Here is a 16469-nt window from a genome sequence, read left to right on the forward strand (position 1 = left end):
GCCTGAATGCGCGCTGCCATCATGATCATGCACCACCATCTTCAGGATCGGCCGGAATGCCACCCGGAAGATAGGGGCCGAGGATTTCCTTCATCACCATCGGGCTCTGGCTGGCCTGGATCTGCACCACCGATTCAATGATCAGCTGTTTGGTGTTTTTCAAGCGATCAACCTTAAGGGCCAGTTTGTCGGCAACCGGAAGCGCGATCAGGTTGGCCAACACTGCGCCATAAAACGTGGTCAGCATGGCAATTGCCATGGCCGGACCAATGGCGTCCGGGTCTGACAGGTTGGCCAGCATCTGCACCAGACCAACCAGCGTCCCGATCATGCCAAATGCTGGTGCCGTGTCACCGATACCTCGGAACATCAGTTCACCGAGTTCGTCATTCTGGATGGATTTTTCCACCTCGCTTGAAATCGAGCTGCGGATCACCTCGCCGCTGTGACCATCCACGCACATGCGGATGCCGCGCGCCATGATTTCATTTTCGACTTCAACACTTTCAAGTCCCAGAAGGCCGTTCTTGCGCACGATGCCGGCAAGCTCAATCGCCTTTTCATAGATCGAAAGCGGGTCTTCCTTGGGGTTCTTGAACGCAATGCCAATACCGATCTTGAGCGACTTGACGACATCACGCATCGGGAATTTGATCAGGGTGGCGGCTGCTGTTCCGCCAAACACCACCATGACGGATGGAAGGTCGACAAAGGAATCAAGGCTGCCACCCATCAAGATGGCGCCAAAAATAACGCCCATCCCGGCGATAATTCCAATAAGTGTCGCTATATCCATGTCGGTTTTAAAATCCGGCCTTAAAACAAGTTCGTCAAACGCATCGGTACCAAGCAGGGCAGGCGACACGTGGCGGGTCGTACACTAATCAGTGGTCTGACAGACACACAGATGAAAATCGTCTGCTTGAAAGGCTGCCAGATGGAAATGAAACGCGGACTACACTCCTGAAATTGGGACTGTGTTACTGGTTTTCCATATGCTTGCAGCAACTTCTTGCCGACAATGACCAAATGCCGCCGATAATCATCGCCGTTCGGCGATGAAGTTACTGCCTTGGTTTAGAAAGGCATATACTTATGGCGTTAAATGTTTGTTGCCAGACTTTCGAACAGCACTCAACCCCGCCCTAAGAATAAGAAAATTCTATTCCTGTGGTGGAGCTCTTTGGTTTTACACCAAGCAAACAGTCCCAAACAGGACCGGAATTCTGACATTTTCTGATGTTTGCAAGGACTTACCGGTCAAACTTGCCGACAAAGTTGGCTCAAACTAGCCCAGTTCGAACGACGAAATCCCGAAAGCCATACCAAGATCAAGCTTCGGTGCCGGCCCCTTATACATGCGGGCCGTCTCGAACTCCGGCACCATGCCATGGGTCGTGGCCAGATCAATTGCCGCCTGATTGGGCTCAGGCACATCGAGATAGACCTTGCCACCCTGATCATCCCGGCTTTGCAAAAGGGCGCCAAACAGGGTTTTTGCATCCTTGGCATTGGGGGCAAATAGCGGGCCGATCTTGTGACCTTCAAGACACGGGCGGATCACGCCATATGCGCGAAGCCCCATCGGGCCCTTAAGGGCAAGGGCCGTGTGTTTGTCGTTGCCAATCCAGCCGCGCAGGAATTCAATCCGGCTTTCCGCGAACAGGTTACAGGTCTGCTCGAACGCATCGACAATGCCAATGTCATCGACCGCAAGTGTGAACAGATCGTCTGGTGTTTCGCCACTGGCCGTGACCACACCGCCGAAACGAATGTTGCGATGGGCAAACTCAAAACCCGATTTGCGGTAATTGTCCTGCTGATCGACAACGCCATCAAGTCCGATGGTCTTGGGAACGCTACCGTCAAGCACCGCCTGCCACAGGCGATAGCCAAGACCCGATCCACGACGATCCGGGCGGCAGATGTAAAATCCGACAAAGCCAAAGTCCGAGCTGTACTGGACTGATGAAATCACTGCCGCCAGTCCCTGTTTGTCAAACGCGCCCCAGAACCCTTCCGGGTCTGTGTTGAAAAATACCTCTGCATCGGCAAGGCCGGGGTTCCAGCCCTCTTTGGCAGCCCATTCAACGGCAACAGGAAACTCGAATGATTTCAGACGGCGGATTTTGTCAGGCATCGCTTTGTTCAGACTTCCAATAAACAGATCAAGGTCGCAATTGCCGCCACTGACAGGGCAAACGCATGTGCCAAACATCTATCACGCACCGCTAAAATCAATGATAATTTTTATTGAGAATGCCTATCATTGTTATTATTACAGACAAACACATCTTGTCCGCGCCCCCTTTATCCGAGAGCCCCATGTCCACATCGCTTCTGACGGCCAAAACGCGTATCGCACTTCCAGACAGTGCCACCCTGATCAAACAGGCCGCCGCGTTCTATCGCGAACATGATTGCGATGTGACAGGGGATGGGGAACAAACGCGGATATCGGTTTCCATCGGCCATATTCAGCTCAGCAGCACGGAAACCGCTCTTGAGGTCGAAGTCGGTGCAAAGACCGAGGTCGATGTCATCCAGATGAAGTCGGCGATTATTTCGATCCTGCAGGGGGCTGCACCCGATGCTGATCTTGACTGCCGCTGGACGGGGGCGGGCAAAAGCAACGGCAAACTGCCTAATTTCTGCGAGCTGACAGTGGGCAAGATCACCGACCTTTCACCGCATATGCGACGCTTGCGCCTTCATGCCTGCGATCTTGATGCCTATGACACGGGCAGCATCCATGTCCGGCTTCTGATCCCGCCACGTGGGCAGCAAAACCCGCAATGGCCGACCCTTGCCGATAACGGTATGCCCGTCTGGCCAAGTGGTGAAAACACCATCGAACAACGCGTCTACACGATCCGCGCAATCGATGCCAAGGCCGGCTGGATCGATGTCGACTTTGTCATGCATGGCGATAATGGCCCTGGATCGGCCTTTGCCATGCATGCCAGCCCCGGGGATGTCGTGGCAATGACCGGCCCGTTGGGATCCGCATTGCCCGAGGCCGACTGGGTTCTGTTGGCCGGCGATGAAACGGCCTTGCCGGCGATTGGGCGTTATTTGGCCGAAATGCCGGGCCATGTAACCGGTCACGCGATTATTGAAGTCGCAAACGGATCAGACGTTATCGCGGTGCCCACCAACAGTCAGATACAGGTTCAATGGCTGTTTCGCGATGATCAACACCCTGTCGACCGCAGCCTGATTCAGGATGCTGTTCGATCCGTGGAAATTCCTGATGCGCATGATCGCGTCTATTGCTGGGCCGGGGTCGAACAGGCTGATTACAAGCCGATCCACACTTATTGGCGCAAGGATTGTGGCCTTGATCGTGATCGCTGTGTTGCAATGACATTCTGGCGCAAGGCCGGGCGTTAAATCCCGGCTCACCGCGAATACCTGTTGAAGGCAACTGCGTGTTCGGAAACTGTCAGGCTTCAGCCTGCTGGCCAACGCGTTTGCGTTGCGGGCCAAACAGGCATGTCAGTATAAGAATCACACCTGACACCGTCGCGATCATGCCCGCGGCACTGACCGCATAAGGCGATCCGAACCAACCCGGACCATACCCCGCCAAAACATAACCCAGAATGGCCGAGATGGTGGCAAATACGACCGACCAGCCGACTTGGCGGGCCAACTGATTGGTCATCAGGCGCGCACTCGCTGGCGGGCAGACAAACATCGCAATCACGATAATTGACCCGACCGCATCAAAGGCCGCGACGGCGGCAACCGCCGTTGCCACCACCAGCGCAAAGCCAAGGAGCCGGGTGCGAATACCAATCGCCCCTGCAAAGGCGGCATCGAAGGTCGAGATTTTCAGTTCTTTCCAGAACAGGAAAATAAACAGGACAATCCCAACCAGAACAACCGCCAAACGCGGTAATTGCGGTGGCAGGGTCGCAAGGGCAGCCGGATCCAAAAGCGATCCCCAGCCTTCGGCATCAAACCAGATCAGGCTTTCGAGATTGCCGAGCAACGCGTGCTGCACATCGATGTGCACAGAACTGGTATCGGTAATTTCGAGGAACAAAACACCAGCGGCAAAGAGCGTGGTGAAAACCAGTCCCATCGCCGCCCCCGGTTCAACCCGTCCAAGGCGCTTGACGATTTCGATCATCACCACGGCAATGATTGCAGCCGCCCCTGCGCCCAGCATCATCGGAACGGCGGTGATGGTGCCGGTCACCAGAAAGGCCGCCACAATACCGGGCAGGACAACGTGACTGATCGCATCACCAATCAGGGCCTGACGGCGGAGCAAAAGGAAATTACCCGGAAGCGCACAGGCAATGGCGGCCAGCGTGCCAATCACAATCGGTGTAAGGCTCAGCTGCACAAACTCCGCGCCAAGGGCTGTGATCAGATCATCGATCATGCCTTTGCTCCCTGGCTGGCTTGCGCGTTCTGGATCATGCGATCAATCTCGGCGATCTGGTCTGGCGTCATCATCCGTTCAATCGGGGTCAGCCCGTCATAGCGTTCAATGGCGGAATCATCGGGCAGCATCCGGCGCGCCATCGCCCAGCGGGCCTCGTCATGGGCAGCTTTTTCTGCGGCAATCCGACCGCGTGCGGTGGCAACGCCGTCTGCGCGGATCATCCCGGCACGGCGCAGGATACGAATGGTCAGCCCGTCATAAATTGGTTCTCGGCGTGCGAGCGACAGCAAGCCTTGCCGGCGATGCACCCGGCGCTGAAACCGCTGATGCCGCAACGCCGATGCCAGTCCGCCACGTAACGGCGAAAACAGAGCAGAGATCATAAAGAACCCGAAGGCCACCAGAACAATGATCGGTCCGGTCGGAAGCGCTGCGTGCGCGGCCGATAATACCGCCCCGACATAACCCGAAAGACCGCCAATGACGGCGGCAATCCCGATCATCTTGCCGACCTGATTGGTCCAAAAGCGCGCCGCCACCGGCGGAATAATCAAAAGCGCGACAATCAGGATAAGGCCGACGATCTTAAGCCCGATCACCGTAACAATCAGGGCAAGCCCCATCATGGCCAAGTCGATATTGCGGACATTAACCCCAGTGGTCGCGGCATATTCCGGATCAAATGCCACCAGCGTCATCGGACGCCGAAGCAGGAAAACAAAGCCTGCCGCCATGGCCCCGGCAACGGCGATGGTGGTGGCCTCTGAAATCAGCATCCCGGCGGTGGAACCCAGCAGGAAGTTTTCAAGCCCGGCCTGACGGCCTGATGACATGGTCTGGATCACGGTCAACAGAACGATGCCAAAGCCGAAAAATACCGACAGCACGGCACCGATGGCGGCATCTTCGGTCAGGCGTGTTTTGCGGGTGATCCATTCGACCATCAAAAGCCCGATGGCCGATGAAATCGCCGATCCCAGAATAAGCCCAGGTAACCAGCGCCCGTCACTGCCAAACGCCACCATGATGATAAAAGCAAGCCCGACACCGGGCAGGGTGGCGTGGCTGATTGCATCGGAAACCAAGGCCCGCTTGCGCAGGAAAATAAACGCACCGGCACTGCCAGCCGAAAGGCCAAGCAAACCCGCACCAATGGCAACAAGCGCGCTGTTGTAACCAGCCTGCAGGAAAAGGGCGCTTATGAAATAATCACCAAATCCCATGTGCGTTACGCCAGATGCAATTCATCGATGTGGGTGGCGGCAAGTCGCCCGCCATAGGTTTCCTGAAGGTTCTCGGCGGTGAACGTCGTCTCGACCGGACCTTCGGCAATGCGCCGGACATTGATCAGCAGAACCCGGTCAAAATATTCGGCCACGGTCGAAAGATCATGATGCACGCAAACCACTGTGCGGCCTTCGGATTTAAGTTCCTTCAGTACTGAAACAATTGCGCGCTCAGTCGCGGCATCGACCCCGGCAAATGGCTCATCAAGCAAATAGAACTCGGCATTCTGCGCCAAGGCGCGCGCCAGGAAAACGCGCTGCTGCTGTCCGCCGGAAAGCTGCCCGATCTGGCGATCTGCAAAATCGGCCATGCCAACCCGTTTCAGGCACTCCATCGCCTGTTCCCGATGGCGCGCCCGCCACAGGCGAAACAGCCCGACCGATCCATAAAGTCCCATCAGGACAACGTCGATGACGCGTGCTGGAAAATCCCAATCGACACTGGCGCGCTGCGGTACATAGGCCACACGGTCACGGGCATCTTCAAACAGCTTGCCGAAAATGCGCACTTCGCCTGAAAGACACGGCACCACACCAAGTGCACCTTTGAGGAAGGTCGACTTGCCGGCACCATTCGGGCCGATGATCGCGGTCATGGAGCCCGCCGGGATCGATGCATCAACGGAAAACACAGCCGGCTTATTGCCATAAGATACCGTAAGGCCGCGCACGGTCAGCGGTGCGTCCTTGGATGCGACGTCCAGTATCTTGCCTGATTCTGCAACCAGTTTGGCGCTGCTCATGGTGTGTATCCTGCGTCGTTTTGCGTCATGCCATCCGGATTAATATGTGAAGCGGTTATGATCCGGCCGCAAGCTTACCCTGAAAACCGTCTTCGGGGGCATCGCCGCCAAGGGCACGGGTGATCAATGTCGCATTGTGATCAATCATGCCGATATAGGTGCCTTCATATGTGCCCGGATCACCCATCGCATCGGAATAAAGCGTACCACCAATGGTAACGTCCTGACCACGGGCAGAAGCCCCTTCGATCAGGGCACGCACATTGCGTTCCGGGACGGAGCTTTCGACAAAGACGGCTGATATCTTGCGCTCGACAATGGTGTCGACCAGTTCCTCTACCCGACGAAGGCCGGCTTCAGACTCTGTTGAGATGCCCTGAATGCCCAGCACATCGAAATCATAGCCACGTCCGAAATAGCTAAACGCATCATGGGCGGTCAACAGCACGCGGCTTTGCTTTGGCACGGTGGCGGTGACGGATGTCATGTAGTCGACCAGTTTTTCGATCTCGGCCACATGGGCATCGGCATTGGCATTATAGGTGGCCTCACCATCGGGATCGGTCGCAATCAGGGCGTCACGCACCGCGTAAACGACGGTTTCCCAGAGCTTCGGATCCATCCAGACATGCGGATCAAACCGGCCTTCATAGTCCGCATGGCTCAGAAGCTTTTCGCGTGCCACGGCTTCGCCAACCGCAACCACGTTGCGCCGTTTGCCAAGATCAAGGAAGAACTCTTCAAGCTGTGCCTCCAGATAAAGGCCATGCCACAAAACAAGATCGGCACGCGCCAGCGCGGCAATATCGCTTCGCGTCTGACGATAGGAATGCGGATCCACACCCGGGCCCATGAGTGCTGTGACCTCCGCCCGATCGCCTGCGACCTGACGCGCGGCATCGGCAATCATCGATGTGGTCGCAACGACATTCAGCGGCTTCGCATTGGCAACACCCGCGGCAACAAACAGCGCAATGGCAAGTGCGGCAAGGTAACGAGCAAAAGGTTGGGCAAAGGGGAAAAACGGCATCAGGGCATCCGAAAGCTAATTGGAATTACTCTGGTAAATGTCCCCTATTTATGTGCGGACTTTTAAAGTTAGTCAAGGCTAAATTGCTATTTGCCAACTTACTTGTTATGAAGGTTTCAGGAGTCTGGATTGGAGAATTCAATGGGCGAAGACACCCAGCTTAACCCGCGTCATAACAAGGCCGAAGTTTTTGCGCGCCTGCGCGACGCGCATGCCCGCGAAGTGACCGAAGACTACGTGGAAATGATCGGCGATCTGATCGCCGAAGAAGGCGAGGCACGCTCTGTCGCCCTTGCCGAGCGCTTCGGCGTAACGGCGGCCACGGTGAATAACACCATCAAACGTCTGGAGCGGGACGGCTATGTCACCTCACGCCCCTACCGCTCGATCTTCCTGACAGAAAAAGGCGAAACCCTCGCCAAAAAGTGTCGCGAACGCCACCAGATCGTCTATAACTTCCTCGTCTCTATTGGGGTCGATCCCAAGGTCGCTGAGTTCGATGCCGAAGGTATCGAGCATCATGTGAGTGAGGAGACTTTGCGGGTGTTTGACTCTCGATTGAAGTAAATAAGCTAATCGTGAATTTTTGTTGCTCCTCCAGTTAAGCCTCAAACATGGTTAGGTTTTTTTGTCCCCAAGCTGATAACATCAGGATTGGCCAAAGCTCGCCTTCAAGGTTTGCGCCTCGCTGATGGTCTTCGAAGCATTTCTCGATTTCAGGCATGTTGAGCCGACTTTGAAGTGCTTCAGGCATCTCTTCAATCTGCTCTGTGGCCCAAGACCTCAAGTTGTCACGCAACCAATCTCTAATTGGTGGATCAAAACCTTGTTTCGGGCGATCAACTAGTTCGGCGGGTACATGGTCATAAAGGATGTCGCGCAGCAGAGCCTTCAATCGACCATCTTGGCCTTCGTTCCACGATTGCGGTAATGACCAGCAGAGTTTCGCAAGATCACGGTTTAGGAACGGGGTGCGTGTCTCAAGCGAGGTGCTCATTGATGCACGATCGACCTTTACCATCAGGTCTTCGGGCAGGTAGCAAAGGCTATCGGCGACCATAAGGCTGTTAGCAATGGGCAAAGTCAAAACTGCTTCTGGCGATAGCGGCCAGATGTCGTCAATCACCATAGTGTCATTAAGATACGCAGGGTTGATCGGAACTCCATGGCGCCAGAAACTGCTGTGATGATGATTATAGACCGACAGTGTTTCTGCGCTGTCGCGTAGCATTTTTGTGTAGCTTCGCCGGGCTTTGACGCTTGGTTTGCCGCGCAGCAGACCCAATGCGTTGTCTATCTGCCTCCAAGGGAAGAAGCTCTTCCGTGAACCTCGCCTGGAACCCTTTCGGGTGTCCCAGCCTGACTTAACAATCGCGTAACGGCCATAGCCAAAGGAAAATTCATCGCCACCGTCGCCGGACAGGGCGACTGTCACATGCTCTCGTGTCTTTCGGCAAAGTAGCAGGGTCGGAATTTGTGATGGATCAGCGAATGGTTCGTCCCAGACCTGTGCAAGTTGTGGAACCATTTTTGCCGCTTCCTCCGCAGATCCACGAACCTCGTGATGGTCGGTTCCCAGATGATCAGCAACCTTTCGGGCATGATCTGCTTCATTGTAGCGCGGATCATCAAATCGTATTGTGTAGCTTCCCACTCGGCCTTGTGAAGCCTTCGAAGCCAATGCGGTTATCAGGGATGAATCGATCCCGCCCGAAAGAAAGCATCCAAGCGGTGTATCAGCAATCAAACGCCTTTTGGTGAGTGTTCCGAGCATCTCGGATAATTGAGCTTTGGCGTCTGCTCGTGAGCCTTGGAAAGGGTTTTCGTAAGCAGTAAGAGCTTCGTGTTCACCATCCCAGTACTGGTGGTGAACGGGTTCATTTCCGGTTTCAACTGACCAGCGAACAAATTCTCCAGCCCGGAGTTTGCGGACGTGCTTCCAGATTGTCCTTGGCGCGGGGATATATCGGTGACGCAGGAAGCTTGCGAGCGCGCCGTCATCGATCTCCCCATTCGGTACACCGAGTGATGGCAGTGCCTTGATTTCCGACGCGAACGCGACCGCACCATCAAACGCAGCGTAATATAACGGCTTCTCGCCAAAAGGATCGCGCGCAAGCGTGAGTGACTTCTGCTTTTTGTCCCAAAGGGCAAATGCGAACATGCCATCAAGTATTGATAGTGTTTTGTCTAATCCCCAATGAGCAATAGCTGCGACAAGCGTTTCGGTGTCAGAGTGCCCGCGCCAATCATGATGTGCTGGGTTTTCAGTTTCGAGGATGCGCCTCAGGTCCATATGGTTGTAGATTTCACCATTGAAGGCGATTACATAACGCCCGCAACCGGACTGCATTGGTTGGCGCCCAGCTTCGCTAAGATCCTGAATGGCAAGTCGTCGAAAAGCCAATCCGATATGACCATCAGCATCAGTCCAGAAACCTTTGTCGTCTGGTCCGCGATGTATGATCGTCTGTCCGGCAGCGTGCAACTGCCCTACAAGCTGGCTCTGATCCATCGCTGTGTTGGCCTTATATAGGCCTGCAAAACCACACATAGTTTCCCGCTATCCCAAGCCTTCGGTCAGGTTTTTGTTGGTTCGGCCCGCTTGTGCCGCCGAATTCGGCGGGCTATAACACTTGCCGTTCGTGCCCGGCCAGATGGCGGGCTCTACCCTTGGCTAATAGTCAGAAAGGTATCCATGCGCAAGGTGATTTACACCGTGATTGTCGGTGGTTATGACGACGTTCGTTCCTTGCCACCCTTCCCTGGCTGGGACTTTGTGCTGCTGACTGACAAGAAGCCATCTCTCTGGAAACGGCTCCTGCGTCGCTCTCGGTGGCAAGTTCGTCTCTTCGATAATCCAGGCCTTGACCTGACGCGGTACTCCCGTTTGCCAAAGCTAAAGCCACACCTCTTTTTTCCAGACTATGACTATTCGGTTTATATAGATGGAAATGCAAGATTTGAACGAGACCCGAGTGAACTTCTTGAAGCTTTGGGGTGGCCGAGCTTTGCCGTTTCCGAGCATCCTTTCCGAAGTAACCTCTATGACGAATTCAGCGAATGTTCTCGTATGGGATATGATGCACCAGATGTTTTCGAAAGGCAGGAGGAAAAGTACCGTGCTGAGGGGCTCTCTGATCCTGCGCCACTCTACGAAAACAACCTGATATTACGTCGGCACAATGAGGCTAAGGTCATGGAGCTAGGTGATCTTTGGTTCGATGAGCTTGGAAAGGAAAGCAAACGTGATCAGCTCTCACTGCCGTATGTTTGCTGGTGCAAAGGGTTTTCTCCCTCTGCGTTTCCACAAAGTATGAAGCGACAGTACTTTCGCACCCGGTCGCACCACCGATCATTTTGGACGCGTATCGGTAAATCAATGCGCAAGCGATTTCAGCGCATGCGACAACCGAGGTATCTAAGCTTTGAGAAATAGAAATGCAGAGTTTGGCGGAGAGGGTGGGATTCGAACCCACGGTACTATTGCTAGTACAACGGTTTTCGAGACCGCCCCGTTCGACCACTCCGGCACCTCTCCGCATGTGTGGTCTTGGCGTTCGAGGCGGTGTTTACCGGGATGAGCGCCAGATTGCAAGAGGGAAATCTCAAATTTCACCGAACTCTTTTGCCTGGGCTTTTGGGGCGCGATGTTTGAACCGGTTTGCAAGTCTGGCAAGCTCGCTCAAATCTGCGGCTTTGGCATGCGATCCCGGGCGGCGTAAAAGGTCACTCTGTGGTTGACTCTTTGGGGCAAAAGCGGTAATTCACCCGTTCTTCGCAGCGGTTCGGTATCTGTTAGCAGCGGCACCGAGCTGCGCGTTTGTGTTTCCAGAATGTTTTTCAGGAACTTTTAGATGTACGCAATCATCAAAACTGGCGGCAAACAGTATAAAGTTGCTGCCAACGACGTTATCAAAGTCGAAAAGATCGCTGCCCAGGCCGGTGACACCGTGAAACTTGAAGAAGTTCTCATGGTTGCTGGCGACGGTGCGCCGAAGGTTGGTGCTCCGTTGGTCAAAGGTGCTTCTGTTACCGCAGAAGTTCTCGAGCAGGCCAAGGGCGACAAGGTGATCGTTTTCAAGAAAAAGCGCCGGCATAACTACCGTCGTAAAAATGGTCATCGCCAGAACCTGACTGTTCTGCGCATCAAGGACATCAAAGCCTGATTTATCAGGTTGAGATGCAGTTTTAGGAGAGTTTCATGGCTCATAAGAAAGCTGGTGGTAGTTCGCGCAACGGTCGTGACTCCGAAGGTCGCCGTCTCGGCGTTAAAAAATTCGGTGGTCAGGCAGTTGTTGCAGGCAACATTCTCGTTCGTCAGCGTGGCACCAAGTTCCATGCCGGTGACAATGTTGGCCTCGCCAAAGACCACACCCTGTTTGCGACTGTGAACGGTTCTGTCCAGTTCAAGTCGGGCTTCAAGGGTCGTACCTACGTAACCGTCGTTCCGGCCGAGGCGTAAGCCTCCCGTCGGCTGCGCGATACGTAGCAAGATTTTCGAGGGAGGAATGAGCAATCATTCCTCCCTTGTTTTATGTGATATAGAATTTCGGACCCCGTCGCTGCGCGTCCCTCGCGCACCGGGGAGCCAATATAAAGTGATAAACGGGTGCGCCCGAAGGACCGGTTATGAAGTTTCTCGATGAAGCCAAGATTTATGTGCGCAGTGGCCGCGGCGGTGCCGGTTCGGTCAGCTTCCGCCGTGAAAAATATATCGAGTATGGCGGGCCGGACGGCGGCGATGGCGGTCGCGGTGGCGACATCATCCTCGAGGCGGTCGAGAACCTCAACACCCTGATCGATTTCCGTTATCAGCAGCACTTCAAGGCTGAAGTCGGCATGCATGGCATGGGCCGGCAGCGTACTGGCCGGTCCGGCAAATCCATCACGATTAAGGTCCCGGTCGGAACACAGGTTCTTGCCGAAGATCGCGAAACCCTGATTGTCGATATGATCGAACCGGGTCAGACCTATCTGCTCTGCCGGGGTGGCGATGGCGGCCGTGGCAACACGCATTTCAAATCCTCCACCAACCAGGCACCGCGTCGTGCCGAAGAAGGCTGGCCGGCAGAGGAAATGTGGGTGTGGCTGCGCCTGAAGCTGATTGCCGATGCCGGCCTTGTTGGTCTGCCGAATGCCGGCAAATCGACCTTCCTTGCCGCATCCTCGCATGCGCGTCCGAAAATTGCCGATTATCCCTTCACCACCCTGCATCCGCAGCTGGGGGTTGTGAATGTCGATGATCACGAATTTGTTCTGGCCGACATTCCCGGCCTGATCGAAGGCGCATCCGAAGGCAAGGGCATCGGTACCCGTTTCCTTGGCCATATCGAACGCTGCGAAGTTCTGGTCCACCTGATCGATTGCGCCGAAGAAGATCCGGTCGCGACCTATAAGACGGTGCGTGAAGAACTTGAAGGCTACGCCGAAGAACTGGTCGAAAAGCCCGAAATCGTTGTCCTGTCCAAGGCTGATCAGCTCCTGCCCGAAATGGTCGAGGAGCAGCGCCAGATCCTTGAAAAGGGTATCGGCAAAAAGGTCTATGTCGTGTCCGGCGTGACCCAGCAGGGGCTCAAGGAAATCCATCGCGAAATCCGCGCCTATATCGAAGGCGAACGTGAACGCCGTGCGAGGGAAGGCCGCGAAGACGAGGGCTTCCAGCCGTGACAAGCAATGCCCTGGCGGATGCAAAGCGCCTGATCATCAAGGTGGGCTCGGCCCTGCTGGTTGATGAAAATACCGGCAAGCTGCGTCGTGCCTGGCTTGAAGCATTGGCTGATGATATCGCCCTTCTGCGCGAACGCGGGGTCGAGGTGATTGTGGTCTCCAGCGGTGCGATCGCCCTAGGCCGTCGTTTGCTCGGCCTTGATCACCGCACGATCAGTCTGGCCGACAAGCAGGCCGCCGCCGCCACCGGCCAAATCAGCCTGTCACAGGTCTGGCAAGAGGCGCTTGGTCGCAATGGCCTGACCATGGCACAGGTGCTGGTCACGCTTGAGGATATGGAAGGCCGTCGTCGCTACCTGAATGCCCGCGGGACGCTCAATGCCCTGCTTGGCCATGGTGCCATTCCGCTGATCAATGAAAACGATACCGTTGCGACCGAGGAAATCCGCTTTGGCGATAATGATCGTCTGGGTGCCAAGGTCGCGCACATGATTTCGGCCGATACGCTGGTTCTGCTTTCTGACATCGATGGTCTTTATACCGCCGATCCGCGCAAGAACCCGGATGCCGAACTGATCCCCGAAGTCCGCGAACTGACGCCCGAGATTTTCAATATGGCCGGTGTTGCGCCGACCATGTACAGCTCCGGCGGCATGGTGACCAAACTTCAGGCCGCTGAAATCGCCATGAAGGCCGGGTGTCGCATGATCATCGCGCGCGGCACCATCTATCATCCGCTCAAAGCCCAGCTTGAAGGCGCCCCCAATACCGTCTTCCTGCCGAGTGAAAGTCCGCTGGCGGCACGTCGTCACTGGATTGCGACCTCGCTTAAGGCGTCAGGGGCCATCATTGTCGATGCCGGGGCGGCCAAGGCCCTGGCGGCGGGCAAGAACCTTCTGGCGGCGGGAATAACCGGCGTCGATGGCCGGTTCAAGCATGGGGATGCTGTGCGGGTGCTCGGGCCTGATGGGGCACAGATTGCGCGCGGCATCACATCCTATGGTGCGGAAGAAACCCGGCTTCTGATGGGCCATGCATCGGCCGACATCGAAGCCACCCTTGGCTTTACGCGCGGCAACGCCATCATTCATTCCGATGATCTGGTGCTGGTCGAGGGCTAGGCGCAAACCCTGCAAAATTCCAGCAGACCCAAAGGGGACGTTCGCGTCCCTTTTTTTTTGCATCTGCGAACCGAGCATAAAAAAGGCTGGCCTCCGGAATACAGAGGACAGCCTTTTTTGCGGTGGCACTATGGTCCGGATATGCGGACTTAAGCAGCCTGATCGGCAAGAGCGCGAGCCATCTGGCTCAGTGCTTCCTGATGCTTCTCGTGCTTGATGCTTGCGAAGTTACGCGCAAGTTCCAGGCACATACGCTGACGCGCATTGAGCTCGGTTTCCTGATTGCCTTCCAGGCCTTCATAGAAATAGCTTACCGGAACGCCTAGGACCTGGGAGATCTCATAAAGGCGACCAGCAGAGATGCGGTTAATGCCGCGCTCGTATTTGTGAGCCTGCTGATAGGTAACGCCAATCAGATCCGCCATTTGCTGCTGGGAAAGGCCCAGCATGATGCGACGTTCGCGGATGCGCTGACCAACATAACGGTCAGTGTCTGTGGCGCGGTTTGCGCGTTTCGGTTCTTCGTTTTGAGCATTCTCAGTCATTTTATAATCCGTTATCAACCGCCAGTTATTATTCCCCACTTCGGATGCTGTCGGGTTCGTTGTTTTTCCCGATATGTCACACCCATCGCGGCACCTTTCAGGCACTGCGATTTTGATGACCTGTACCTGAACATTGGTCAGATAATCATTACAGCTTTCCGCCAGAAGCTAGCTATATAGGTCAATCGAGCTGTCTTTGTCTAGTGCAGAAGGCGAAAAAAAGACGTTCGTTTCTACGCTGTCTGGTTTGTGATGAAGCGCATAGCTGGCATGCGCAGACTGAATGACCGGCGGTTGCAAAAGGTTTTCCTGAGGTAGGATCTGACCCAGAAGCTGGGTCCAGAATGCTGCACTGCCCACAAGATCATGGGGTTGCAGCCACGCGCCACCACCCTGCGCAATTTTTTCCACAGGTGAAAATTGCGTCAGTTGCTCGATCCCGATCCCGGCAGGACCATCGGTTCCACTGCTCGCAGTTTCGGTCCTGCGGGCCGGGAGCATGGAAATCGGTGTAATCGCGGTCATGTGTTTTTCGGTTTATTGGGTCATTGTTGCCTGTGTATTTCGGGACTCCGTGGGTTTTGGTGCGCGGTCATGGCATTCACCCGGCAAAAATTGCCGCCTTTCGGCGGTGCCGGGCGTTCTGAAAGTGTTAACGAAAAATTTATGCAGGATTGGTGCCGGACGGCTTGGGTGTTCGACGGGCATTGTTTGCCGCCCGGCCAAACATCTGATGCGGGCATGAAAAAAGGCGAAGTGCGCTATGGCAGCTTCGCCTTTTTGATCTCAGTGCCCGGGATGCGGGCCGGGTGCCTTATTTGCCGGACTTGCCACCGGCAAGATTGTTAAGCTGCGCCTGCATGGCTTCAAGCTGGCTTTTCAGCTCATCAAGCGAAGCATCGGATTTCGCAGCACCGGGTGCTGTTGGCTTTTTCGGGCCTTCGCCGGTCGGCTCACCATTTTCATCCTGCATGAAGGGCGAGAACATCTTCATCGTCTGTTCAAACAGCGCGATGTTCTGTTTGTTCATTTCCTCGAACTGGCCAAACGGGAACATGCCCTGCATGGTGCCCTGCATATATTCGCGCATCTGTTCCTGATTATGGCCAAAGGCGCGCATTGCCTGTTCAAGGTAGCTCGGCACCAGCCCCTGAAGGCTGTCGCCATAAAAACCGATCAATTGGCGCAGGAAGCTGATCGGCAGAAGGTTCTGCCCCTTGTTTTCTTCCTCGACAATAATCTGGGTAAGGACCGGACGGGTGATGTCTTCACCCGATTTCGCGTCATAGACAACAAAGTCGGTATTGTCTTTGACCATCTGCGAAAGGTGATCAAGCGTCACATAGGAACTGGTCGCCGTGTTATAGAGGCGGCGGTTCGCATATTTCTTGATAACGATGCGGTCCTGATCATCTGATTTCTTGTTGGTCATGGCGTCTTTCCTGCTTCCCTGTTTCCCGGACGTATGTCTGGCGAACCTTCTGGTGGTGTCGTTCCACCTGCTTTGCGCCCCGGCAATTCACATTGTTGCGTTTACGATGTTGCGCAGCATTTTCGATTTTGCATTCGCTCAGAAGACTGTGAGAGTGCCGCGAATTTTCCAATGTGTCCAGTATTCAACGCGAAGTGCAGTGCGAAAAACAACTTTGGATACGGTTTGTTGCGCCACAGCACG

17 protein-coding genes and 1 tRNA gene are annotated in these 16469 nt (G+C 55.1%); 7 read left to right on the top strand and 11 right to left on the bottom strand.

The annotated features are described in order from the left end of the window. Positions 1-25 precede the first annotated feature (25 nt). Positions 26-865 carry a motility protein A gene (locus WBY09_RS04780; RefSeq protein WP_083996944.1) on the bottom strand — a complete coding sequence of 280 codons (840 nt, stop codon included), beginning with the start codon at positions 863-865 and terminating at the stop codon, positions 26-28. Between the two features lie 423 nt (positions 866-1288). After that, positions 1289-2140 carry a GNAT family N-acetyltransferase gene (locus WBY09_RS04785; RefSeq protein ID WP_286792935.1) on the bottom strand — a complete coding sequence of 284 codons (852 nt, stop codon included), beginning with the start codon at positions 2138-2140 and terminating at the stop codon, positions 1289-1291. Between the two features lie 185 nt (positions 2141-2325). On the opposite strand from WBY09_RS04785, the gene WBY09_RS04790 reads away from it, so the two are divergent. Next, a complete protein-coding gene (locus tag WBY09_RS04790) occupies positions 2326-3393 on the top strand; it encodes a siderophore-interacting protein (protein ID WP_286792936.1) in 1068 nt (355 codons plus the stop codon). A gap of 52 nt (positions 3394-3445) precedes the next feature. Here WBY09_RS04790 and WBY09_RS04795 read toward each other — a convergent pair whose 3' ends face one another. The 4 genes from WBY09_RS04795 to WBY09_RS04810 are packed head-to-tail and all read right to left on the bottom strand — an operon-like array spanning position 3446 to position 7458. Beyond that, complete coding sequence (locus WBY09_RS04795; protein WP_197145912.1) at positions 3446-4396, bottom strand: metal ABC transporter permease; 951 nt, start codon at positions 4394-4396, stop codon at positions 3446-3448. Then, entirely contained in the window at positions 4393-5622 is a 1230-nt protein-coding gene (locus WBY09_RS04800; protein ID WP_197145910.1) for a metal ABC transporter permease, read from the bottom strand. Before WBY09_RS04800 ends, WBY09_RS04795 begins: the two co-directional genes overlap by 4 nt. Positions 5623-5627: 5 nt before the next feature. Next, positions 5628-6428, bottom strand: a complete 801-nt coding sequence (locus WBY09_RS04805; RefSeq protein ID WP_252723977.1) for a metal ABC transporter ATP-binding protein — start codon at positions 6426-6428, stop codon at positions 5628-5630. A 55-nt stretch (positions 6429-6483) separates the two neighbouring features. Next, positions 6484-7458 carry a metal ABC transporter solute-binding protein, Zn/Mn family gene (locus tag WBY09_RS04810; RefSeq protein WP_197145908.1) on the bottom strand — a complete coding sequence of 325 codons (975 nt, stop codon included), beginning with the start codon at positions 7456-7458 and terminating at the stop codon, positions 6484-6486. Positions 7459-7599: 141 nt separating this feature from the next. On the opposite strand from WBY09_RS04810, the gene mntR reads away from it, so the two are divergent. Continuing rightward, positions 7600-8025 (top strand): manganese-binding transcriptional regulator MntR, encoded by a 426-nt coding sequence (gene mntR / locus WBY09_RS04815; protein ID WP_197145900.1) that lies wholly within the window; start codon positions 7600-7602, stop codon positions 8023-8025. 34 nt (positions 8026-8059) lie between these two features. Here mntR and asnB read toward each other — a convergent pair whose 3' ends face one another. Next, positions 8060-10012 carry an asparagine synthase (glutamine-hydrolyzing) gene (gene asnB / locus WBY09_RS04820; protein ID WP_336232122.1) on the bottom strand — a complete coding sequence of 651 codons (1953 nt, stop codon included), beginning with the start codon at positions 10010-10012 and terminating at the stop codon, positions 8060-8062. Positions 10013-10156: 144 nt separating this feature from the next. Between asnB and WBY09_RS04825 the strand changes: the two genes are divergently transcribed. Then, on the top strand, positions 10157-10897 hold the full coding sequence (locus WBY09_RS04825; RefSeq protein ID WP_197145898.1) for a glycosyltransferase domain-containing protein: 741 nt from the start codon (positions 10157-10159) through the stop codon (positions 10895-10897). Positions 10898-10909: 12 nt separating this feature from the next. Here WBY09_RS04825 and WBY09_RS04830 read toward each other — a convergent pair. Further along, positions 10910-10999, bottom strand: a tRNA-Ser gene (locus tag WBY09_RS04830). Between the two features lie 316 nt (positions 11000-11315). On the opposite strand from WBY09_RS04830, the gene rplU reads away from it, so the two are divergent. The 4 genes from rplU to proB all read left to right on the top strand — a co-directional run bounded on the left by rplU (position 11316) and on the right by proB (position 14249). Next, on the top strand, positions 11316-11627 hold the full coding sequence (gene rplU / locus WBY09_RS04835) for a 50S ribosomal protein L21 (protein ID WP_008889408.1): 312 nt from the start codon (positions 11316-11318) through the stop codon (positions 11625-11627). 35 nt (positions 11628-11662) lie between these two features. Beyond that, positions 11663-11923, top strand: a complete 261-nt coding sequence (gene rpmA, locus WBY09_RS04840; protein ID WP_008889409.1) for a 50S ribosomal protein L27 — start codon at positions 11663-11665, stop codon at positions 11921-11923. Positions 11924-12090: 167 nt separating this feature from the next. Beyond that, positions 12091-13128 carry a GTPase ObgE gene (obgE, locus tag WBY09_RS04845; RefSeq protein ID WP_286792937.1) on the top strand — a complete coding sequence of 346 codons (1038 nt, stop codon included), beginning with the start codon at positions 12091-12093 and terminating at the stop codon, positions 13126-13128. Then, positions 13125-14249: a glutamate 5-kinase gene (gene proB, locus WBY09_RS04850; RefSeq protein ID WP_064779763.1), complete on the top strand. Its 1125-nt coding sequence runs from the start codon at positions 13125-13127 to the stop codon at positions 14247-14249. The genes obgE and proB overlap by 4 nt, the downstream gene beginning before the upstream one ends. Positions 14250-14398: 149 nt before the next feature. Here the strand turns inward: proB and WBY09_RS04855 are convergent, their stop codons facing one another. The 3 genes from WBY09_RS04855 to phaR all read right to left on the bottom strand — a co-directional run bounded on the left by WBY09_RS04855 (position 14399) and on the right by phaR (position 16226). After that, a complete protein-coding gene (locus tag WBY09_RS04855) occupies positions 14399-14794 on the bottom strand; it encodes a helix-turn-helix domain-containing protein (protein ID WP_062956477.1) in 396 nt (131 codons plus the stop codon). 168 nt (positions 14795-14962) lie between these two features. Then, positions 14963-15319, bottom strand: a complete 357-nt coding sequence (locus WBY09_RS04860; RefSeq protein ID WP_008889413.1) for a hypothetical protein — start codon at positions 15317-15319, stop codon at positions 14963-14965. Positions 15320-15608: 289 nt separating this feature from the next. After that, entirely contained in the window at positions 15609-16226 is a 618-nt protein-coding gene (gene phaR / locus WBY09_RS04865; RefSeq protein WP_008889414.1) for a polyhydroxyalkanoate synthesis repressor PhaR, read from the bottom strand. Positions 16227-16469 lie beyond the last annotated feature (243 nt).

The organism is Thalassospira sp. CH_XMU1458, from assembly GCF_037027205.1.
GTDB lineage: Bacteria > Pseudomonadota > Alphaproteobacteria > Rhodospirillales > Thalassospiraceae > Thalassospira > Thalassospira tepidiphila.